Source organism: Streptomyces sp. NPDC059852 (assembly GCF_042731455.1).
Lineage (GTDB): Bacteria > Actinomycetota > Actinomycetes > Streptomycetales > Streptomycetaceae > Streptomyces.
The window spans coordinates 282,036-301,831 of the sequence record NZ_JBHWJK010000005.1 but is presented as its reverse complement, the minus strand read 5'-3'; the positions used below and the strand labels follow the sequence as shown (position 1 = coordinate 301,831).

General features: G+C 73.5%; 23 protein-coding genes and 1 pseudogene. 11 read left to right on the top strand and 13 right to left on the bottom strand.

Annotation, left to right across the window (positions count from 1 at the left end; genetic code table 11):
• Window positions 1–22: 22 nt before the first annotated feature.
• Window positions 23–706, top strand: a complete 684-nt coding sequence (gene ung / locus ACFV46_RS09425; protein ID WP_376728397.1) for a uracil-DNA glycosylase — start codon at window positions 23–25, stop codon at window positions 704–706.
• A 15-nt stretch (window positions 707–721) separates the two neighbouring features.
• Here ung and ACFV46_RS09420 read toward each other — a convergent pair whose 3' ends face one another.
• The 4 genes from ACFV46_RS09420 to ACFV46_RS09405 all read right to left on the bottom strand — a co-directional run bounded on the left by ACFV46_RS09420 (window position 722) and on the right by ACFV46_RS09405 (window position 3,087).
• Window positions 722–1,204: a hypothetical protein gene (locus ACFV46_RS09420; RefSeq protein WP_361933350.1), complete on the bottom strand. Its 483-nt coding sequence runs from the start codon at window positions 1,202–1,204 to the stop codon at window positions 722–724.
• 125 nt (window positions 1,205–1,329) lie between these two features.
• Entirely contained in the window at window positions 1,330–1,818 is a 489-nt protein-coding gene (locus ACFV46_RS09415; RefSeq protein ID WP_385497649.1) for a hypothetical protein, read from the bottom strand.
• 112 nt (window positions 1,819–1,930) lie between these two features.
• On the bottom strand, window positions 1,931–2,443 hold the full coding sequence (locus ACFV46_RS09410; protein WP_385497648.1) for a DinB family protein: 513 nt from the start codon (window positions 2,441–2,443) through the stop codon (window positions 1,931–1,933).
• Window positions 2,444–2,496: 53 nt separating this feature from the next.
• Window positions 2,497–3,087 carry a TetR/AcrR family transcriptional regulator gene (locus ACFV46_RS09405; RefSeq protein WP_385497646.1) on the bottom strand — a complete coding sequence of 197 codons (591 nt, stop codon included), beginning with the start codon at window positions 3,085–3,087 and terminating at the stop codon, window positions 2,497–2,499.
• Between the two features lie 94 nt (window positions 3,088–3,181).
• Here ACFV46_RS09405 and ACFV46_RS09400 point away from each other — a divergent pair, with 94 nt between their 5' ends.
• Together ACFV46_RS09400 and ACFV46_RS09395 are read left to right on the top strand one after the other, a co-directional pair.
• Entirely contained in the window at window positions 3,182–4,408 is a 1,227-nt protein-coding gene (locus tag ACFV46_RS09400) for an FAD-dependent monooxygenase (protein ID WP_385497645.1), read from the top strand.
• Window positions 4,380–5,285, top strand: a complete 906-nt coding sequence (locus ACFV46_RS09395) for a Gfo/Idh/MocA family protein (protein ID WP_385497643.1) — start codon at window positions 4,380–4,382, stop codon at window positions 5,283–5,285. The genes ACFV46_RS09400 and ACFV46_RS09395 overlap by 29 nt, the downstream gene beginning before the upstream one ends.
• Here the strand turns inward: ACFV46_RS09395 and lnt are convergent.
• The 3 genes and pseudogenes from lnt to ACFV46_RS09380 form a co-directional block, all read right to left on the bottom strand.
• Window positions 5,209–6,780, bottom strand: a complete 1,572-nt coding sequence (lnt, locus tag ACFV46_RS09390) for an apolipoprotein N-acyltransferase (RefSeq protein ID WP_385497642.1) — start codon at window positions 6,778–6,780, stop codon at window positions 5,209–5,211. The two genes, ACFV46_RS09395 and lnt, sit on opposite strands and share 77 nt — an antisense overlap.
• A 72-nt stretch (window positions 6,781–6,852) precedes the next feature.
• Window positions 6,853–7,335 carry a nuclear transport factor 2 family protein gene (locus ACFV46_RS09385; RefSeq protein ID WP_385497641.1) on the bottom strand — a complete coding sequence of 161 codons (483 nt, stop codon included), beginning with the start codon at window positions 7,333–7,335 and terminating at the stop codon, window positions 6,853–6,855.
• 64 nt (window positions 7,336–7,399) lie between these two features.
• A pseudogene (locus ACFV46_RS09380) lies at window positions 7,400–8,059 on the bottom strand (NADPH-dependent F420 reductase); the annotation flags it as partial.
• Window positions 8,060–8,161: 102 nt separating this feature from the next.
• Here ACFV46_RS09380 and ACFV46_RS09375 point away from each other — a divergent pair.
• Together ACFV46_RS09375 and ACFV46_RS09370 are read left to right on the top strand one after the other, a co-directional pair.
• Window positions 8,162–8,539: a winged helix-turn-helix transcriptional regulator gene (locus tag ACFV46_RS09375; protein ID WP_385497639.1), complete on the top strand. Its 378-nt coding sequence runs from the start codon at window positions 8,162–8,164 to the stop codon at window positions 8,537–8,539.
• A 49-nt stretch (window positions 8,540–8,588) separates the two neighbouring features.
• Window positions 8,589–9,149 (top strand): hypothetical protein, encoded by a 561-nt coding sequence (locus tag ACFV46_RS09370; RefSeq protein ID WP_376728407.1) that lies wholly within the window; start codon window positions 8,589–8,591, stop codon window positions 9,147–9,149.
• Between the two features lie 80 nt (window positions 9,150–9,229).
• Here the strand turns inward: ACFV46_RS09370 and ACFV46_RS09365 are convergent, their stop codons facing one another.
• From ACFV46_RS09365 to ACFV46_RS09355, 3 genes are all read right to left on the bottom strand, one after another.
• Window positions 9,230–9,409 (bottom strand): hypothetical protein, encoded by a 180-nt coding sequence (locus ACFV46_RS09365; RefSeq protein WP_385497638.1) that lies wholly within the window; start codon window positions 9,407–9,409, stop codon window positions 9,230–9,232.
• A 114-nt stretch (window positions 9,410–9,523) separates the two neighbouring features.
• Window positions 9,524–10,399, bottom strand: a complete 876-nt coding sequence (locus ACFV46_RS09360; protein ID WP_361933322.1) for an undecaprenyl-diphosphate phosphatase — start codon at window positions 10,397–10,399, stop codon at window positions 9,524–9,526.
• A gap of 142 nt (window positions 10,400–10,541) precedes the next feature.
• The gene (locus ACFV46_RS09355) at window positions 10,542–11,012 is read right to left on the bottom strand and encodes a helix-turn-helix domain-containing protein (RefSeq protein WP_361933319.1); all 471 of its coding nucleotides are present in this window, start codon (window positions 11,010–11,012) and stop codon (window positions 10,542–10,544) included.
• Window positions 11,013–11,258: 246 nt separating this feature from the next.
• Here ACFV46_RS09355 and ACFV46_RS09350 point away from each other — a divergent pair, with 246 nt between their 5' ends.
• Entirely contained in the window at window positions 11,259–12,428 is a 1,170-nt protein-coding gene (locus ACFV46_RS09350) for a thiolase family protein (RefSeq protein WP_376728409.1), read from the top strand.
• Window positions 12,429–12,441: 13 nt separating this feature from the next.
• Here the strand turns inward: ACFV46_RS09350 and ACFV46_RS09345 are convergent, their stop codons facing one another.
• A complete protein-coding gene (locus ACFV46_RS09345; protein ID WP_376728410.1) occupies window positions 12,442–13,224 on the bottom strand; it encodes a TVP38/TMEM64 family protein in 783 nt (260 codons plus the stop codon).
• A 48-nt stretch (window positions 13,225–13,272) separates the two neighbouring features.
• Here ACFV46_RS09345 and ACFV46_RS09340 point away from each other — a divergent pair, with 48 nt between their 5' ends.
• The 3 genes from ACFV46_RS09340 to ACFV46_RS09330 all read left to right on the top strand — a co-directional run bounded on the left by ACFV46_RS09340 (window position 13,273) and on the right by ACFV46_RS09330 (window position 16,368).
• Complete coding sequence (locus ACFV46_RS09340; protein ID WP_385497636.1) at window positions 13,273–13,995, top strand: DNA alkylation repair protein; 723 nt, start codon at window positions 13,273–13,275, stop codon at window positions 13,993–13,995.
• A 275-nt stretch (window positions 13,996–14,270) separates the two neighbouring features.
• Window positions 14,271–15,440 (top strand): elongation factor Tu, encoded by a 1,170-nt coding sequence (gene tuf / locus ACFV46_RS09335; protein ID WP_376728411.1) that lies wholly within the window; start codon window positions 14,271–14,273, stop codon window positions 15,438–15,440.
• Between the two features lie 82 nt (window positions 15,441–15,522).
• Window positions 15,523–16,368: a spermidine synthase gene (locus ACFV46_RS09330; RefSeq protein WP_385497635.1), complete on the top strand. Its 846-nt coding sequence runs from the start codon at window positions 15,523–15,525 to the stop codon at window positions 16,366–16,368.
• A gap of 7 nt (window positions 16,369–16,375) precedes the next feature.
• Here the strand turns inward: ACFV46_RS09330 and ACFV46_RS09325 are convergent, their stop codons facing one another.
• Window positions 16,376–17,686, bottom strand: coding sequence for an MFS transporter (locus tag ACFV46_RS09325; protein WP_385497633.1), 1,311 nt, complete (start codon window positions 17,684–17,686; stop codon window positions 16,376–16,378).
• Window positions 17,687–17,839: 153 nt separating this feature from the next.
• Here ACFV46_RS09325 and ACFV46_RS09320 point away from each other — a divergent pair, with 153 nt between their 5' ends.
• On the top strand, window positions 17,840–18,292 hold the full coding sequence (locus ACFV46_RS09320; RefSeq protein WP_385497632.1) for a DUF4442 domain-containing protein: 453 nt from the start codon (window positions 17,840–17,842) through the stop codon (window positions 18,290–18,292).
• Between the two features lie 170 nt (window positions 18,293–18,462).
• Window positions 18,463–19,113: a DedA family protein gene (locus ACFV46_RS09315; protein WP_361933295.1), complete on the top strand. Its 651-nt coding sequence runs from the start codon at window positions 18,463–18,465 to the stop codon at window positions 19,111–19,113.
• A gap of 34 nt (window positions 19,114–19,147) precedes the next feature.
• Here the strand turns inward: ACFV46_RS09315 and ACFV46_RS09310 are convergent, their stop codons facing one another.
• The gene (locus tag ACFV46_RS09310; RefSeq protein WP_361933293.1) at window positions 19,148–19,684 is read right to left on the bottom strand and encodes a gamma carbonic anhydrase family protein; all 537 of its coding nucleotides are present in this window, start codon (window positions 19,682–19,684) and stop codon (window positions 19,148–19,150) included.
• Between the last annotated feature and the right edge of the window lie 112 nt (window positions 19,685–19,796).

The window sequence follows — 19,796 nt, the reverse complement described above, 5'->3', positions numbered from 1 at the left end:
CGCACACCGTAAGGAAGTTGACGTGACCGACATCGCCATGCTGCCCGAGTCCTGGCGCGGGGTTCTGGGTGACGAACTGCAGCAGCCCTACTTCAAGGAGCTGACGGAGTTCGTCGAGGAGGAGCGGGCGAAGGGTCCCGTCTACCCGCCGCGCGAGGAGGTCTTCGCCGCCCTCGACGCGACGCCGTACGACAAGGTCAAGGTACTCATCCTCGGCCAGGACCCGTACCACGGCGAGGGCCAGGGCCACGGCCTGTGCTTCTCGGTCCGCCCCGGGGTGAAGACTCCGCCGTCGCTGCGCAACATCTACAAGGAGATGCAGGAGGAGCTCGGCCTCCCCGTCCCCGACAACGGCTATCTGATGCCCTGGGCCCAGCAGGGCGTCCTGCTGCTCAACGCCGTGCTGACGGTCCGCGCCGGCGAGGCGAACTCGCACAAGGGCAAGGGCTGGGAGAAGTTCACCGACGCCGTGATCCGGGCGGTGGCGAGCCGCCCCGACCCCGCGGTGTTCGTCCTGTGGGGGAACTACGCGCAGAAGAAGCTCCCCCTCATCGACGAGACACGGCACGTGGTCGTCAAGGGCGCCCACCCCTCGCCGCTGTCGGCGCGGAAGTTCTTCGGCTCGCGTCCCTTCACCCAGATCAACGAGGCCGTGGCCCGGCAGGGCCATGAGGCGATCGACTGGCGCATTCCTGACCTGGGCTGATCCCCAGGCCGTCGGCTACGGGGTGTCGCCCAGGCGCCGCTCCAGCCGGCGGATCTCCGCCCGCACCCCGTCCCCGTAGCTGTCGTCCCCCAGGGCGCCCGCCGCGCCCCGCGCCCGGCGCAGATGGGCCCGTGCCGCCTCGGCGCGGTCGAGCTTGACGTAGTCGGCCGCCAGGTTCAGATGCAGGGAGGGGTACAGCGCCTTCAGCGCGGGGGCGCTCCCGGAGGTCCCGGCGGGCCCCGCGCCGCCGGCGCTCTCCGCCTCGGTCAACGCCCGCAGGTCCCAGGCCAGTTCGTCGACGGGATCGTCGTGCGTGTCGGCCAGGTAGTGGGCCAGGGTGCAGCGGTGCAGCGGGTCGCCGTCCGCGCCCAGCTCGGTCCACAGGTCGAGCAGACGGCGCCGGGCCTCCTCGCGGTCACCGGCGTGGTGCAGCAGGACGACCTGCCCGATCCGTGTCAGCAGGGCATCGGATGCCGTGCGCTCCTGTCGCTCCGTCACCGCGTCCTCCGGGCCCTCGTCGGCTGGGTTCCCGCCGACGCTAGCCGCCCGTACCGGCGATCCCGGTCAGGCGGCCCCGTGCCGCGTCCGTCCGGGCGGCCGCCCGGTGTCGTCGCCGGTCCGGCTCACCGGCCGTACGCCTGGTCGCAGATCCGTGCCTCCTGGCTGTCCGCCCGCCAGCCGCCGTACCTCCGGCCGAGGGCGCACACGTCGGCGTTCCCTCCGGCCTCGCCGGGGAGCCGGCGGGCCATGTCCGGCACGGTGACACGGGGTTCCCGTGGGGCGTCGGGGCCGGGGGCGGGGCGGTGCGGGGTCCGCCGCTGCGGCTGCGGGCGCGGGGCCGCCGGGGCCGGCCGGGAGGTGTGCGACGGTGCCGTCGGCGTGGCGGAGCTCGCCGATCCGGGGCGGCGGGACGGGCCGATCAGGGCCAGCGCCTCGGAGGCCGGCGCCTGCACGACCTCGGGCCGGCTGTGCCCGGTGGGGTGGAGCGGGGCGGGCCGCGCGGGTGTCGCCCGGGGTGCGGGGGCCGCCGGGGCCTGGACCGTCGTACAGCCGGTGAGGGCCGAGACGGCCGCGGTGACCAGAAGGGTCGCGGTGGTCGTCGATCGATGCACCCGCTCCACTCTGGTGGGTGCCGGGGCCGGCCGGAGGGCGGACAGGCGCAGGTTGCTCCGCACGGGTGATCAACGGCCCCGTACGGGCGGCCCCGGCTCCTTCAGGATGACGTCACTCGCCGGTCGCGCCGTCGATCCGCTCGCGCAGCAGGTCGGCGTGGCCGTTGTGCCGGGCGTACTCCTCGATCATGTGCGTGTAGATCCAGCGCAGGTTGTAGCGCTCGCCGGTGCGGGCGTGGGCGCCCTCCGAGATGTCGTCCAGGCCGAAGCGCGCCGCGTGCTGCCGGGCCCGGTCGATCTCCGCCTGCCAGCCGGCGTAGGCGTCCTTCCAGGAGTCGGCGGGGGAGAGGTGGAACTCGCCGTCGGGGTCGGTGTCGCTGTAGTAGACCGGGCCCGCGTCCTCGGCGGCGAGGACCCGCCGGAACCAGCTGCGCTCCACCTCCGTCATGTGCCGGACCAGTCCCATCAGGGTCAGCTCGGACGGCTCGGCGGAGGCGGTGCGCAGCTGCTCCTCGGTCAGGCCCTCGCACTTCCACGCCAGGGTCTGCCGGTGGTAGTCCAGCCAGCCCTCCAGCATGGTGCGCTCGTCGGCGGTCGTGGGGGGTTCATGGCGTTCGGTCGTCATCGGAGCATGATCGCCCAACTCGGCTTCGGTGACCAGGAGTTTCCCGGCGAGGGTCAGGTGCCGGACATCCCGGCGAGCAGTTCGCGCAGTCCGGCCCGGACCTCGTCCAGGCTCGGCACCTCGGTGCTGAAGGAGCCGGCCACACAGCTGAACATCAGACCGTCCGCCCAGGCGGCGAGGGACAGCACATGCCGGGCGGGAGCGGGTGAGCCCGCGGCGGTCAGCAGCGCGCCGAGCTGGTCGCGGAAGCGGCGGCCCGTCGCGTCGAAGTACGTCCGCAGCTCGGGGCGGCGCGTGGCCTCCAGGGCCAGTTCATAGCGGGCCAGCGTCAGCTCGCGGTTGCGGGTGAGCGAGCGGTGGGTCGCGAGGGCCAGTCCGTCGGTCAGGGCGTCGAGGCCGCCGCGCGGGTCCGGCATCTCCTCCAGGGCCAGCACCCGTGCCTCGCGCTCGGCGAGCCGGCGCACCGCCAGTTCCAGCAGGGCCTGCCGGGTGCGGGCCACGTTGGACGTCGAGCCCTGCGGCAGCCCCGCCGCCTCGTCGACCGCCCGATGGGTGAGCCCGCGCATGCCGCGCTCGGCCAGCAGTGCGAGGGCGGTGTCGGCGACGAGATCGGCGCGGGCGGCGGACGGGGTGCGTACGGGCATGGAGTCAACCTACCGGGCTCACTACGTCTGTAGTACGGTCGAGACACAGGGAACTACACCTGTAGTCAGAGCTGACGTCTCCATTGGAGGAGCCATGGCACCCACGAGGCGGGCCGTCGTGATCGGCGGTGGTATCGGAGGCCTCACCGCGGCCGCCGCACTGCACCAGCGGGGCTGGGCCGTCACCGTCCTGGAGCGGGCCCCCAGCCTGGAACCGGTCGGCGCCGCCATCTCCCTGGCCCCCAACTCACTGCGCGCCCTCGACGTCATCGGCGCCGGTGACGAGATCCGCGACCTCGCCGCCTGGCAGGGCGACGGCGGCCTGCGCACGCCGTCCGGACGCTGGCTCGCGCACACCGACGCCGACGCCGTGACCCGGCGCTTCGGCGGCCCCCTCGTGCTGCTGCACCGCGCCACCCTCGTCACCAGCCTCGCCGCACGGCTCCCGGCGAGCGCCGTACGCACGGGGACCGCGGCCACGCTCACCGACCCCGGCGACGCCGGACGCCCGGCCCGCGTGCGCACCCCCGACGGCGAGCTGGAGGCCGAGCTCGTCGTCGCCGCCGACGGCATCCGGTCCGCCGTACGGGGCGTGCTCTTCCCCGGCCACCCCGGGACCGTCTACTCCGGCTTCACCACCTGGCGGCTCGTGATCCCCGTGCCCGGCGCCGACTTCGCCTCCCACGAGACCTGGGGACCGGGCCGTATCTGGGGCTCCCATCCGCTGAAGGACGGACGCGTGTACGCCTACGCCGCCGCCGTCACCCCGGCCGGAGGACGGGCCCCCGACGACGAGAAGGCCGAGCTGCTGCGCCGCTACGGCGACTGGCACGCCCCGGTCCCCGCGATCCTCGCCGCCGCCCGCCCCGACGACGTCCTGCGGCACGACGTGCACCACATCGCCGAGCCCCTGCCCGCCTACCACCGCGGCCGGGTCGCCCTCGTCGGCGACGCCGCCCACGCCATGCCGCCGACCCTGGGGCAGGGCGGCAACCAGGCCGTCGAGGACGCGGTCGTCCTCGCCCACCACGCCGGCGATCTCGCCGCCTACACCGCCGCCCGCCTCCCGCGGACGACGGCCATCGCCCGCCAGGCCGTCCGGGTCGCGCGGCTGAACATGATGACCGGCCGAGCGGGCGTCGCCCTGCGGAACACCGCGCTGGCCGCCGTGTCCAAGGCGGCGCCGCTGCTGTTCCTGAAGGGCTTCGAGGGCATCGCCGACTGGCGGCCGCCGCAGGCGCCGTATGCTGCCCCGAAGACCCCGGACGGCAACCACCCAAGGAGCACACCCCGTGAAGGTCGGCTGCATCGGACTCGGTGACATCGCGCAGAAGGCCTACCTGCCGGTGCTCGGGGTCCAGCCGGGGGTCGAACTGCACCTCCAGACCCGTACGCCCGCCACGCTCACCCGCGTCGCCGACGGTCTGCACCTCCCGGACGCCCAGCGCCACGCCGACCTCGACTCGCTGCTGTCCGCCGGGCTCGACGCCGCGTTCGTGCACGCGTCGACCGTGGCGCACCCGGAGATCGTGACCCGGCTGCTGGAGGCCGGGGTGCCGACCTACGTCGACAAGCCGCTCGCCTACCGGCTGGCCGACTCCGAGCGGCTGGTGGCACTCGCCGAGGAGCGCGGCGTGAGCCTCGCGGTGGGCTTCAACCGGCGCTACGCCCCCGGCTACGCGCAGTGCGCCGACCACCCGCGCGAGCTGATCCTCATGCAGAAGAACCGCGTCGGGCTCCCCGAGGAACCGCGCGCGATGATCCTCGACGACTTCATCCACGTCGTGGACACCCTGCGCTTCCTGGTGCCCGGCCCGGTCGACGACGTGACCGTGCGCGCCCGCACCGAGGGCGGGCTGCTCCATCACGTCGTGCTGCAGCTCTCCGGGGAGGGCTTCACCGCGCTCGGTGTGATGAACCGGCTCAGCGGTTCCGCCGAGGAGATCCTGGAGGTCTCCGGGCAGGACACCAAGCGGCAGGTCCTGAATCTCGCCGAGGTCGTCGACCACAAGGGCCAGCCGACCGTGCGGCGGCGCGGCGACTGGGTGCCGGTCGCCCGCCAGCGCGGCATCGAGCAGGTGGCGCGGGCCTTCCTCGACGCCGTACGGGCCGGCAAGGTGCTCAGCGCCAGGGACGCCCTGGCGACTCACGAACTGTGTGAGCGGGTGGTACGGGCGATTCAGGAGCAGGCCGCCTGAACCGGGGCCGCAGACCGCGTGTCGCCTCGCCCAGACACCACAGGGCGACGATCAGCACCGCCGCGTGCAGCGGCCAGTCGCCGAACCGGACGTACGGCGTCACGCCGTCCGCCAGCGGCACCTCGTAGACGGCGCTCGCGCTCTCGCTCGTCCCCAGCCAGGACCCGACGCGCTCCCCGTCCGGGCCGTACACGGCCGACACCCCGGTCAGCGTCGCGTGCACCATGGGCCGGCCCGTCTCGGCGGCCCGCAGCGCCGCCAGCGAGGCGTGCTGCTCGGGTGCCCAGCTCTGCTGGAACGTCGACGTCGCCGACTGGGCGACCAGCACCTCGGCGCCGTCGTCCGCGAGATTCCGGCTCATGTCGGCGAAGGCGGACTCGAAGCAGACCATCGGGCCGACGCGCAGCCCGTGCCCGGCGTCCATCACCACCTGCTCGGTGCCCTGCCTGCGGTCCTCGCCGGCCGCCTTGCCGACCGAGGTCGCCCAGCCCAGCACGGAGCGCAGCGGGATGTACTCGCCGAACGGCACCAGCCGCATCTTGTCGTAGCGGTCACCGGTCGGCCCGTCGGGGCCGACCAGGACCGAGCTCTTGTAGATGCCGGGCCGGTCGGAGCGCCGCGCGTCCACGTTCACCAGGACGTCCGCGCCGGTCTCACGGGACAGGGCGGCGAGCCGGCGCGCCAGGTCCGGCCGGTCCGCCAGGTCAAAACCGACGCTGCTCTCCCCCCACACGACCAGATCGACGTTCTGCCCCGCCAGTTCGCGGGTCAGCCGCTCCTCGCGGTCGAACCGCGCGTCCGGGCCCTTCACGACGCCCGGCTGCACGACCGCGATCCGCGCCCGCTCGTCGACGTCGGGGCGCGGCGCCCACATCCAGGCCGCCGACGTGCCCACGGCCGCCGCGGTCAGCCCGGCCACCGCAGGAACGCGCGCCGCACGCTCCGTCAGCAGCACGGCGAGCGCCACGTTGACCGCGACCACCAGATAGCTGATCAGCCACACCCCGCCCACCGAGGAGAGCCGCAGCGCCGGGCCCACCTCCCACTGACTGGCGCCCAGCACGCCCCACGGCCCGCCGAGGCCCTGCCAGGAGCGCACCAGCTCGATCAGCAGCCAGCCCGACGGCACCAGCACGAGCGCCGCCGTGGCCCGCGGCGGCGCCTGCCCCGCGCCGAGCAGACGGTGCACCAGCCAGCCCCACGGCGCCCACAGCGCGCCCAGCAGGGCGGCGATGACGAAGGTGAAGACGTGCAGGTTCGGCAGCAGCCAGTGGTGCATCGCCAGCATGAAGCCGAACCCGCCCCACCAGCCGTCGTGTGCCGCGCGCCGGCCCGTCGGCGCACCGCGGAGCAACGCGATCCACGGGATCAGCGCGACATACGCGAACCACCACAGCGAGGGCTGGGGAAAGGCGAGCACGGGCAGGGCGCCGAGGAGTGCGGCGATGGCCGAGCGCCGCCACGGAGAGGCGAGCCAGCGACTGATCGTCTTCATGCAGCGCCTCCTACCCCGTGGTCCCTCCAGTGTGCGCACAGGACCGGCGGCCGGACAGCCGGCCGCCGCCGGTCAGGCGGTCCCGGCCGGCGTGGTCCGCCCGGGCGCGCGGCGCCACTTCTCCTCGATGACCAGCCCGCGCAGACGCCAGCCGCCGTCGGTGCGGGCCAGCGCGAAGGCGTACCGGCCGCCGCTGACGAAGTCCGGCGGCCCGGCTTCCTCGCCGCCGGCCAGCCGCATGGGGTTCACGTAGTCGGCCCGCACCTGCGCGCTGTCCCCGACGTCCTGCTCGAGGACGTCGAAGCGCACCCGGCGATTGACGATCAGGTGCTGCCGTACCGAGAAGGCCCCCATGCTCTCGGCCAGCCACGCGGCGACGGTCCCGGCGTCGCCCTCGACCCCTCCGGCCGAGCGGTAGTCGGCGCGGCCGGCCGGGGCGAACAGTCCGCGGTACGCCTCCCAGTCGCCGTCGTCCACGGCCACCGCGTACGCGGTGACCAGCTCGTCGACGGCCAGCCGGTCCCTGAGGGTGGCGATCTCCGCACGCTGCGTCATCGGCTCAGTGTTGGGCATGGGACGCGATGCGCCAAGAGGGCGGACGAGGATATCCGGGGCCGGGCTACGCCCCGGGGAGGGCGGGCGAGGCGACCACGGGCACCGCGGAGTCGGGATCGACACCGGCGAAGGCCAGGCCGATGACGAACCCCGCCACCTCCTCCAACTGACGGACGCGGTCCAGCGTTCCCAGCGTGGCCGGGGTCCCGCCCACGTCCCGCACCAGGTCGCCGACGACTTTCAGGGCCGCCGGGTCGTCGCCGCACATCGCCACCGTCACCGGGGACTCGGCGCTGCCGGGCGAGGGGACCCACCGGTCGGCGGGGAAGAGGTGGAACGCCTTCACGACCCGGGCGCCCGGCGCGAGACGCGCGATCCGCCCGGCCGCCGACTCGCCGGGGCCGACGAGGAGTGTGCCGACGCCGTGGGCCACGGCGTTCGTGGGGTCGATGAGCGGCGTCCCGTCGAGCGTGCCGTCCGGGGCGCCCGCCAGGCGCAGCATGTCCTCCACTCCGTCCCACGTCACGGCGAGCAGCACGGCGTCCCGCCCGTCGACCGCCGCGCGCGGCGCTACGGCCTCCGCCGCGTCGCCCAGTCGCCGGCTGATGCGCTCGGCCTTCGCCCGCGACCGCCCGGCCAGCGCCACTTCGTGCCCTGCCCGCGTCCAGCCCGTGGCCAGGGCGGTCGCGAGGGTCCCCGTTCCCAGAATCCCGATGCGCATGGTCTCGCCTCTCTCGTCGGTCGGTGGCGTTCTCGCCGCTGACCGACGCTAGGCGAGCCGGTACACACCGGTCGGTGCGTGAGGGAGCGGGATGATGTCCTGGCCATGACGGAACAAGACGCCCACTGCCAGGAGTTCGTCGCCGACTGCCGGGTGCGCGCGGCCACGGACCTGTTCACCCACACCTGGGACCCGGTCGTCCTGGCGGCGCTGGGTGAGGGACGGCGCCGGCGTCACGCGCTGCGCACGGCGATCGGCGGCATCAGCGACAAGGCGCTCACCGAGGCCCTGCACCGCCTGCTCGCCACGGGCCTGATCGAACGCCACGCCCACCCGGAGGTGCCGCCCCGCGTCGAGTACGCCCTGACCGCCCTGGGCCGCAGCCTGGTCGAGGGACCGATGGCAGCACTGGGCCGCTGGGCCCTGGAACACGGGGAGGAACTGCTGGAGGCGCGGGAGCGGGAGGCCGGCGAGAGGCTGTGAACCGTCAATTCCGTTGAGGGGGCCGGTCCAGGGGGTGGATCATGGGGCCGTGACGCATGTGGCCCCCGTGGTGCCTGCCCCCGAGCCCTGGCGAGGCGTGTTCGCCCCCGCGTACGGCGTGCCCGTCGGCGGGCTCGTCGGGATCGGTTTCGCGACGCATCCCGACAGCGGCCACGATCTGGTGCTGGCCGTCTCCCACAGCGGACATGGCTTGTTCGACGCGGTGACGGGCGAGAGGATCGCCCGGGACGACGACCCGGACCCGGAGGACGCCCTGCCGGACGAGGCGTCCGGCCTCTCCTGCCCCGGCCTGGGGCCGATCGCCGGGAGCCGGGTGCGTATCGCCGGGCTGTTCGGCGGCGGGCTGTGCACCACCACCGAGGACGGCTGGACCTTGGAGGTCGCCGCTCCGGCCCGGTCGAGCGAACGTGTGCTGCTGTCACGCGCCGGGCAGGAGGGCGAGCGGCGGTGGCACCTCTACGACCCCGACTGCTCCGAGCTGCGGACGGCCGGCTTCTCGCCCTCCGGGCAGACCGTCGCCGTGGCGACGAGCAGTGACCTCGCCCTGTGGACACGACGGGCCGCGGGCGGCCCCGGTGTGCGTCCGTAGGGCCTTGGACTACTGCCGCCGGGCGCCGGCCGCCTTGAGGCTCGCTATGACGGTTCATCAGTCCCGGGCTTCTCGCCCCTTCAAGCGGCCTTGACGACCTCGGTGCGGATGGCGGCCGCCCACTCGACCACCAGCAGCTCGTACTCCTCGCGCTCCTGGGCCGAGAGCGAGCCGCCCGCGCGCATCCACAGGGCACGGATGGCCTCGTTCACCTCGGCGGCGGAGCGCACGGAACCAGGCTTTAAGGAACTGGGGGACATGGTGTCAAGCCTAGGGGTTGGCACTGACCGTGCGCTACCGGACGGCTACACGCCACGTATGGCTTTGGTCACGAATTCGGTCAAAAACGTTTGCTCACCGGCGAGTCGGACGGCTCAGCCCGACGACTCCGCCGCGTGCGGGCTGAGGACGCCGGCCGCGACCAGGGCGATGATGACGAGGCCGAGCGCCACCCGGTAGTAGACGAAGGGCATGAAGCTCTTGGTTGAGATCCACTTCATGAACCATGCGATGACCGCGTATCCCGAGCCGAAGGCGATGACCGTGGCGAAGATCGTCGGGCCCCAGGAGACATGGTCGCTCTCCAGCGCGTCCTTGAGCTCGAAGAGGCCCGAGGCGAGGACGGCGGGAATCGCCAGCAGGAACGAGTAGCGGGCCGCCGACTCCCGCTGGTAGCCCATGAACAGGCCGCCGCTGATGGTGGCGCCCGAGCGCGACACGCCGGGGACGAGCGCCATGGCCTGGCACAGGCCGTAGATGAGGCCGTCCTTGACGTTCAGGTCCTCCAGCGACTTGCGCTGCTTGGCGGCGCGGTGCCGGCCGCCGGACTCGTCGCGGGCCGCCAGCCGGTCGGCGATCCCGATGACGATGCCGACCACGATCAGCATCGTCGCCGTGACGCGCAGATCGCGGAACGGGCCCTCGATCTGGTCCTTGAACGTCAGGCCGAGGACACCGATCGGGATCGAGCCGACGATGACCAGCCAGCCCATCTGGGCGTCGTGGTCGCGCCGCATCTCCTTGTTCGTCAGCGACTTCAGCCACGCCAGGACGATCCGCCCGATGTCCTTGCGGAAGTAGATCAGGACCGCCGCCTCCGTGCCGATCTGGGTGATCGCGGTGAAGGCCGCGCCGGGGTCCTCCCAGCCCGAGAACGCCGCGGTCAGCCGCAGGTGCGCGCTGGAGGACACGGGGAGGAATTCGGTCAGCCCCTGGACGAGTCCGAGGATGAGGGATTCAAACCAAGACATGAAGTTACGGCGTCCAAGTGCTGATCGTGGCAGGGGATGCGCGGGGGCCCGCGTCGTCGGCGCGGTGATCGCGGCTGTCGAGGGGCAGCGTAGCGCCCTCGGGTGAACCCCCTGCCACAGGGGCTCGGCGTGCTGGGGGCCGTCAGGCGGCCGTCGGGCCCGACACCGACCAGCCCGCTGCCTGGGGATGCGCGGTGAGGTCCTCGTGCCGGACCGTCTCGCCGCAGGCCCGGCAGGTGACGACCGGGAGCAGTTCGTTGCCGCAGCTGTGCTCGATCACCATGGGCCGGTCGTCGTCCTGGCGCAGATGCCGGTCGCCCCAGGCCATGAGCGTCATCAGGACCGGCTCCAACTCGAGGCCGGCCTGCGTGGGCCGGTACTGGAACCGCTGCGGCCGCTCGCTGTACGCGCGCTTGGTGAGGATCCCGGCGTCGACGAGCCGGCGCAGCCGCGTGGAGAGGACGTCGCGCGGGGCGCCGATGTTGCGGACGAGCTGGTCGAAGCGGCCGTTGCCGAGGCAGACCTCGCGCAGGACGAGCAGGGAGTACTTCTCACCGACGAGGGCCAGTGTGTCGGCGATCGAGCAGGGGCGGGGGTCCTTGGTGGCGGCCATGCCGGTCAGTCTAGGGAATGGCGGGTTGGGTTTTCCAACCTTCTGGGTTTGATTTTCCAACTGACAGGGCTATGGTGAGTCCAGATTTCCTACTCGCCGGTAATCGCACTGGACAGGAATCGCACTGGACAGTAATCGCGCTCGCCGGTGATCCCACTCATCCGTAGTCGCAGTCATCGGCAGTCGCAGTCGCAGTCGCAGTCGCAGTCATCGGTCATCGGCTCGTGCGCCAAGGAGGCCCGCACCATGCGAGACGCAGTCATCGTCGAAGCCGTACGCACCCCCATCGGCAAGGGCAAGCCGAACGGCTCCCTCGCGCACGTCCACCCCGTCGAACTCCTCGCCCACACCCTGCGCGGCCTCGTCGAGCGTTCCGGGGTGGATCCGGCGCTGATCGACGACGTCATCGGCGGCACCGTCGACCAGGTCGGCGAGCAGGCCATGAACACCACGCGCTACGCCGCCCTGTCCGCGGGGTTCCCCGAGACGGTCCCGGCGACCACCGTCGACCGCCAGTGCGGCTCCTCCCAGCAGGCCGTGCACTTCGCCGCCCAGGGCGTCCTGTCCGGCGCGTACGACCTGGTCGTGGCCTGCGGGGTCGAGTCGATGAGCCGTGTGCCGATGTGGTCGAACGTGCCGCCCGGCAAGGATCCCTTCGGCCCCGGGATCGCCGCCCGCTACCCCGACGGGCTCGTCCCGCAGGGCATCAGCGCCGAACTGATCGCCGCCAAGTGGTCCCTCACCCGCGAGCAGATGGACGCGTTCGCCGTCTCCTCCCACCACCGGGCCGCCGCGGCCTGGCAGAACGGCCTGTTCGACGCCGAGGTCGCACCCCTGGACGGCGTCGCGCGCGACGAGTGCGTCCGGCCCGGCAGCACGCCCGAGATCCTCGCCGGACTCAAGCCCGCCTACCACGACCCGGTGTTCGCCGAGCGCTTCCCGCAGATCGAGTGGAACGTCACCGCGGGCAACGCCAGCCCCATCAACGACGGCGCCTCCGCCGTCCTCATCACGTCCTCCGAGACGGCGGCCCGCCTGGGCCTGCGCCCCTTGGCCCGGCTGCACAGCTTCGCCGTCACCGGCTCCGACCCCGTCCTCATGCTGACCGGCGTCATCCCGGCGACCGAGAAGGTGCTGCGCCGGGCGCGCCTGTCGATCGACGACATCGACCTGTTCGAGGTGAACGAGGCGTTCGCCAGCGTCGTGCTCGCCTGGCGGCAGGAGACCGGCGCGGACCTCGCCAAGGTCAACGTGCACGGTGGCGCCATCGCGCTCGGCCACCCGCTCGGCGCCAGCGGCACCCGGCTCACGACGACCCTGGTGCACGCCATGCGCGAGCGAGGCGCCCGCTACGCCCTGCAGACCATGTGCGAGGCCGGCGGACTCGCCAACGCGATGGTCCTCGAAGCCGTGTGACCGACGGCGGCGCTCAGCGGCCGCGCAGGTGGTGGCGCTTGCGCCAGGCCACCACCACGCCCGCCAGCGCCGGCACGGCGATGCACGCCAGCGCGATCAGGAAGGCGGGCGACGTCGGCGTGGCGGCACGGGCGCCGGCCACGGCGTACGCGGCGGTGTTCGGGATCGAGCCGAGCGCCGTCGCCAGCAGGAACGGGACGTACCCCATGCGGGAGACGGAGGCGGCGTAGTTCGCGGCCCAGAACGGCACCCCCGGGAAGAGCCGCACCGCCAGCATCGAGCGGAAGCCGTGCCGGCTGAACTGGCCGTCCGCCGCCTTCAGCACCCGGCCGCGCAGCAGCGGCCGCAGGGCGTCCTGGCCCAGCAGCCGGCCGAGCCCGAAGGCGATCCCCGCCCCCAGCACCGTGCCCGCCAGCGCCGCGCCCAGACCCAGCTGGGAGCCGAACAGCGCGCCCGCCGCCAGGTTCAGCAGGGGGCGCGGCACGAACGCCACCGTGACCAGGCCGTAGGCCACCGCGAACAGCACGACCGCCGCCGCGCCCCCGAGATGCGCTGGCCAGCCATCCGACAGGAGTCTCTGCGGCTCGAAGAGCAGCACGCAGGACCCGGCCGCGGCCAGCAGGAGCACGAGCGCGGACAGCCGTGACCACGGCGAGAGCAGCGCTCTGCCGCAGCGCGCGGCCAGGCCGGCGGGCGCGGGCGTGAGCGAGGGGACGGGGACGGCGAGCTCCGTGGTGACGGCCCGGGGAGAGGCCGTCGCGGTGCCCCCAGAGCGGGTGGTGGCATCGTCGAGCATTCGGCGACAGTAACCGAAGGGGACATGTGATCGCCGTATGGTCGTCCCATGAGCGTGACTGGCGCGGAAGCGGCGGACGTACCGCACAGCGAGTTGGCCGACACGGTGATGGAGCGGCTGACCAGCGCCTATACGGCCGCCGCGGACCGGGAACGGGCCGCCGCCATGCGGGCGTACATGAAGGACGTGGCCCCGTTCCTCGGCATCCCCTCGCCCGAGCGCCGCGCCCTGTCGCGCTCCGTCGTCCGGGGCGTCCCGTGCCCCGGCGAAGGCGACTGCACCGCCGTCGCGCTGCGCTGCTGGCGGCTGCCGGAGCGGGAGTACCAGTACTTCGCCGTCGACTATCTGCGCCGGCATGTGACGCGTCTGTCCTCCGGGTTCCTTCCGGTGGCACGGCAGTTGGTGTCCACGGTGCCCTGGTGGGACACCGTCGACGCGCTCGCCGCGCACGTCGTCGGCGGGCTCGTCGCGGCCGACACCGCGCTGGCCGGGGACATGGACGCCTGGATCGAGGACGGCGACCTGTGGGTCGCCCGCACCGCCCTCCTGCACCAGCTCCGCTACAGGGAACGCACCGACGCCGGGCGCCTGTTCGCCTACTGCCTGCGTCAGTCCGGGCACCCCGACTTCTTCATCCGCAAGGCCATCGGCTGGTGCCTGCGCGAGTACGCCAAGACCGACCCCGAGGCCGTACGGGACTTCCTGGCGCGTGAGGGCGGGCGGTTCGCCCCGCTGTCCGTGCGTGAGGCGCTGAAGAACATCGGGGCCTGACCACCGGGCCGGTGAGCCGGAAAACCATTCGACGCCGGGGGCGGCCTCGGCGATGATCGACGTCATGTTCCGGTACGCCTTCGTTCTCGCCGCATCCGCAGTCGCGGATACGCCGAAGGCTGCCGTTCTCGTCTTCCTGGCCGCCGTCGACGGCGCCCGAAGCTGACCCTCTCCGGAACGTCCGGCGGACCCCGCAGGGGGAGGGTCGGCGGCTCCACGGGGTCCCCGCTCTTCCCACGGAGACGTCCTGAGACGTCAGACTTCGGAGTACACCCATGTCCAAGACGGCGTACGTGCGTACCAAGCCGCATCTGAACATCGGCACGATGGGCCACGTCGACCACGGCAAGACCACGCTGACCGCGGCCATCACCAAGGTCCTGGCCGCCCGCGGCTCCGGCACCTTCGTGCCGTTCGACCGGATCGACCGGGCGCCGGAGGAGGCGGCCCGCGGCATCACCATCAACATCGCGCACGTCGAGTACGAGACCGACACCCGTCACTACGCGCACGTCGACATGCCGGGCCACGCCGACTACGTGAAGAACATGGTCACCGGCGCGGCGCAGCTCGACGGGGCGATCCTCGTCGTCTCCGCGCTCGACGGCATCATGCCGCAGACCGCCGAACACGTGCTGCTCGCGCGGCAGGTGGGCGTCGACCACATCGTCGTCGCCCTCAACAAGGCCGACGCCGGCGACCCGGAGCTGCTCGACCTCGTCGAGCTGGAGGTCCGGGACCTGCTCAGCGAGCACGGCTACGGCGGCGACGCCGCGCCCGTCGTACGGGTCTCGGGGCTGAAGGCGCTGGAGGGCGACCCCCAGTGGACGGCGGCCGTCGAGGCGCTGCTCGACGCCGTGGACACCTATGTGCCCATGCCGGAGCGGTACGTCGACGCGCCGTTCCTGCTGCCCGTCGAGAACGTCCTGACCATCACCGGCCGGGGGACCGTGGTGACCGGCGCCGTGGAGCGGGGGACCGTCCGCGTCGGCGACCGGGTCGAGGTGCTCGGGGCCGGCGTGGAGACCGTCGTGACCGGCCTGGAGACCTTCGGCAAGCCGATGGACGAGGCCCAGGCCGGGGACAACGTGGCGCTGCTGCTGCGCGGCGTCCCCCGGGACGCCGTCCGGCGCGGGCACGTGGTGGCCGCGCCGGGCAGCGTGGAGCCCCGCAGCCGCTTCACGGCGCAGGTCTACGTCCTGTCGACCCGGGAGGGCGGCCGCTCGACGCCGCTGTCCACCGGGTACCGGCCGCAGTTCTACATCCGCACCGCGGACGTGGTGGGGGACGTCGACCTCGGTGAGGCGGCCGTCGCGCGGCCCGGCGAGACCGTCACGATGACGGTCGAACTGGGGCGCGAGGTGCCGCTGGAGCCCGGCCTCGGGTTCGCCATCCGCGAGGGTGGCCGGACCGTCGGGGCCGGGACGGTGACCGCCGTCGTGTGACGGGCCGGGGGCCGTGCGACCGGGACGACCGGGCGCGCGGCCCCCGTGCCGGTGGCGGGGCCGGGGCGCTCACAATGGGGGAGTGAACGACTCCAGACCCGTCGCCGGTACCACCGAGCACGGCTTCGCCAAGCTCATGCCCGACGTCGACCGGGAACGGGCCTGGCTGCTCACCGTCGACGGGGCTCCGCAGTCGTACGTCGACCTCGACGAGCCCACGCATCTGGAGTTCGAGTACGTGCGCCGGGTCGGGCACGCGCTGGACGTCGTGGCGGAGCCGGGGCGCGCCCTGGACGTGGTGCACCTCGGGGGCGGGGCGCTCACCCTGCCCCGCTATGTCGCCGCCACCCGGCCGGGCTCCCGGCAGCACGTCGTGGAACTCGACGGCGCGCTGCTGGACCTGGTCCTGGAGCATCTGCCGACGCCCGCCGGCGCCGACATCACCGCGCACGCCGCCGACGCGCGGGCCTGGCTCGACGCCGCCCCGGCGCAGTCGGCCGACGTGCTCGTCGCCGATGTGTTCGGAGGCTCCCGGGTGCCCGCGCACCTCACGTCCGTCGAGTACGCCCGCGCCGCCGCCCGGGTGCTCCGCGGCGACGGTGTCTACCTCGCGAACCTCGCCGACGCCACGCCGTTCGCCTTCCTGCGCTCCCAACTGGCCAACCTGGCCACGGTCTTCGAGGAGCTCGCGCTGATCGCCGAACCTGCCGTGCTGCGCGGGCGGCGTTTCGGGAACGCGGTCCTGGTGGCCGCGCACCGGCCCGTGGACACGGCCGCCCTGGCCCGGCTGACGGCGGGCGACGCGTTCCCGACCCGCGTGGAGCATGGGGCCGGGGTGCGGGCCTTCATGGGGACGGCCCGCCCGGTGCGGGACGAGGACGCCGTTCCGTCACCCGAGCCGCCCGAGGGGGCGTTCGGCATCGGCTGAGGAACCCTCAGCCGATTCCCTCGGCCGGGGCCCCCGTCGTCTCCGTGCCCGCCGGGGCGCCGGTGCCGCCCGACGTCACCGGCTTGCCGCGGCGGCGCAGATTGCGGACGTCCGGCACGCACAGGACGGCGGCGGTGACCAACACGATCACCGCGGCGCAGCCCCACAGCGCCGGCGTGCGTCCGAACGCGGTCTCCGCCGGGCCGGCGAGGGCCGTCGCCAGCGGCACCATGGCGACCGAGCCGAACCAGTCGTAGGCCGAGACCCGGGACAGCTTGTCCTCCGGTATCTCCTGGTGCAGCGCGGTCATCCAGGAGACGCCGAACACCTCCAGCATCACGCCGGTCAGGAACATCACCGCGCACAGCGCGCCCACCGGGACCGGCACGGCGAGCGCCGCGGACGGCAGGGCCAGCGGGAAGACGCACAGGGTGCCGGCGAGGAGGAGACGGCGCGGCTGCCAGCGCGTCATGAGCAGCGCGCCGGCCACCGTGCCCGCGCCGAAGAACCCCAGCGCCACGCCCCACGGGCCGGCCCCGCCGAGGTGGTCCCGGGCGACGAGCGGACCGTAGACCGCGTCGGCCGCGGCGACCACCGCGTTGGCGACGGAGAACTGGACGACCACACCCCACAGCCACGGCCGTCCCACGAACTCCCGCCAGCCCTCGCGCAGATCGGCGAGCATGCCGCCGCCCGGCGCGCGCGGCGCCACCCGGCTGACGTCCAGCAGGGCCCGCATCGCCCCGGCGACCGCGAAGGCGGCGGCGTCCGCCGCCAGCACCCAGCCCGGCCCCAGCGCCGCCACCATGGCACCGCCGAGCGCCGCGCCGCCGACGGCCGCGCCCTGCATCGCCATCCGGAACACCGCGAACGCCCGGCCCGCCTGCTCCCCGCGCACCGACGACAGCAGCATGCCCTCGGCGGCCGGGCTGAAGAACGCCTGGCCGGTGCCGCCGAGCGCGGTCAGCAGCATCATCTGCCACAGCGTGGCCTCGCCGGTGAGGACCAGCGCGGCGAAGACCGCCTGCGACGCGCAGTTGAGGGCGTTGGCCGCGACCATCACCCGGTGCCGGGGGAGCCGGTCCGCGACGGCACCGCCGATCAGCAGGAAGAGGACCAGGGGCAGGGTCCGGGAGGCGGCGACCAGCCCCACGTCGCCGCCGTCGCCGCCCGCCTCCAGGACGGCGAAGGCGGCGGCGATCAGCGCGCCGTTGCTGCCGAGGTTGGTGACGAACGCCGAGGCGGTCAGCAGGCTGTAGTTGCGGCCGGCCCAGGCGGGTCGGCGCGAGCGGCGGGAAGGAGGGGCGGCGCGGGTCACCGGCCGACTATCGCCGTCCGGGCCCCGGTTTGCCAAGCCGATGCGCAGGTCGCGGCCGGGAACGGGCGCTCGGGACGCCGCGCGGGGTCCCGGGTGAGGGGTGCGTCACGGGAGCCTGTTCCCCTGTCCCTACTCGCGAGTAACGTGACGGTCATGAGCGCAGACCAGCTGTCCGTCGGCGAATTGCTCGTCGCCGGCGTGCCCATGGCCCGGACCCTGCACCTCGACTTCGTGGAGATCACCCCCGAGCGGGCCGTCGTGGTCCTGCCGGACCAGAGCGCGTTCCACAACCACGTGGGCGGCCCGCACACCGGCGCCCTGTTCACGCTCGGCGAGTCCGCGGGCGGCGCCATCGTGCTGTCCGCGTTCGGGGACCAGCTGGCCCGTGCCGTGCCGCTCGCGGTCAGCGCCGAGATCTCCTACCACCGGCTGGCCATCGGAGCGGTCACGGCCACCGCGACCCTGGGCAGCCCGGCCGCCGACGTCGTCGCGCGGCTGGACGCGGGCGAACGGCCCGAGTTCCCGGTGGCGATCGAGATCCGGCGCGCGGACGGCGCTCTGACCGGCGAGATGACGGCGATCTGGACTCTGCGGCCGAACGGCTGAGCGACGCCGCGGCGACCCGCCCACCAGCTCGCGTGCGTGCGACGACCGGTGCGGAGGCAACCCGGGCGCCGCCCGGGGCGTCCAACAGAGCGGGTAGGCTTCCCCGATGCGCGCCCACCGCGGAGCGGGCGCCCGGGAACGCAGGGTCAGGCACACGAGAGGAAGCGGCGTTGCACGTCCAGGAATGGCTCGAAACGGTGCCCCCGCTGGCGATCTACCTTCTGGTCGGCCTGGTCATCGGACTGGAGAGCCTGGGCATCCCGCTGCCCGGCGAGATCATCCTGGTGTCGTCCGCCCTGCTCGCCTCGCAGCACGGCGAGATCGACCCCTTCGTGCTCGGCGCCTGCGCGAGCGCCGGCGCGATCGTCGGTGACTCCATCGGCTACGCCATCGGCCGCAAGGGAGGCAGGCCCCTGCTGGCCTGGCTGGGCGCGAAGTTCCCCAGGCACTTCAGCGAGGGACACGTCGCCACCGCCGAACGGTCCTTCCAGAAGTGGGGGATGTGGGCGGTCTTCTTCGGCCGGTTCGTCGCCCTCCTGCGCATCTTCGCCGGACCCCTCGCGGGGGTCCTGCGCATGCCGTACTGGAAGTTCCTGATCGCGAACGTGCTCGGTGGCATCGTCTGGGCCGGCGGCACGACCGCCGTCATCTACTACGTCGGCGTGGTCGCCGAGTCCTGGCTGAAGCGCTTCTCCTGGCTGGGCCTGGTGGCGGCGGTCCTGATCGGCCTCGCCTCGTTCCTCATCGTCAAGCGCAAGGCCGCCAAGGCGGGGGCCGCACACCAGGAAGCGGAACCCGCGCCGGTCCCCGCCGGCGACTGAGCACCCAGGGCCCGGCGCGGCGGGCGCGGCGGACTCAGCCGCGTCCCTCGTGCTCCTCCCGGTGCGCCTTGGCCAGCTCGGCGTACATCGTGCCGTTGAGTGTGACCCCCTGCCGCTCCTCCTCGGTGAGCGGCCGCTTCACCTTCGCCGGCACGCCCGCCACCAGCGACCCCGGCGGCACGACCATCCCCTGCGGCACCAGCGCCTGCGCGGCGACCAGCGAGCCCGCCCCGATCACCGCGCCGTTCAGCACGGTCGCGCCCATCCCGACGAGGCAGTCGTCCTCGACGGTCGCCCCGTGCACCACCGCGTTGTGCCCGACCGACACCCGCGCGCCCACGCGCACCGGGAAACCGGGGTCGGCGTGCAGCGTGCAGTTGTCCTGGATGTTGGCCTGCTCCCCGACGGAGATCGCCTCCACGTCGCCGCGCACCACCGCGCCGTACCAGACGCTGGCGCCCGCCTCCAGGGTGACGTCACCGATCACGGACGCCGTCGGCGCCACGAACGCGGACGCGTCGATCCTCGGCTCCCGTCCCGCGATCCCCATGACCAGCGCCTTGTCCGTCATCGCCCTCTCCTCACCGTGAACGTCGTCGACACCGGGCACCGTACGCCACCCGGTAGGGCGAAGATCACAGCCCCTCGGCCTCATCACGACCGCGAACGCTCAGTACCGTGAG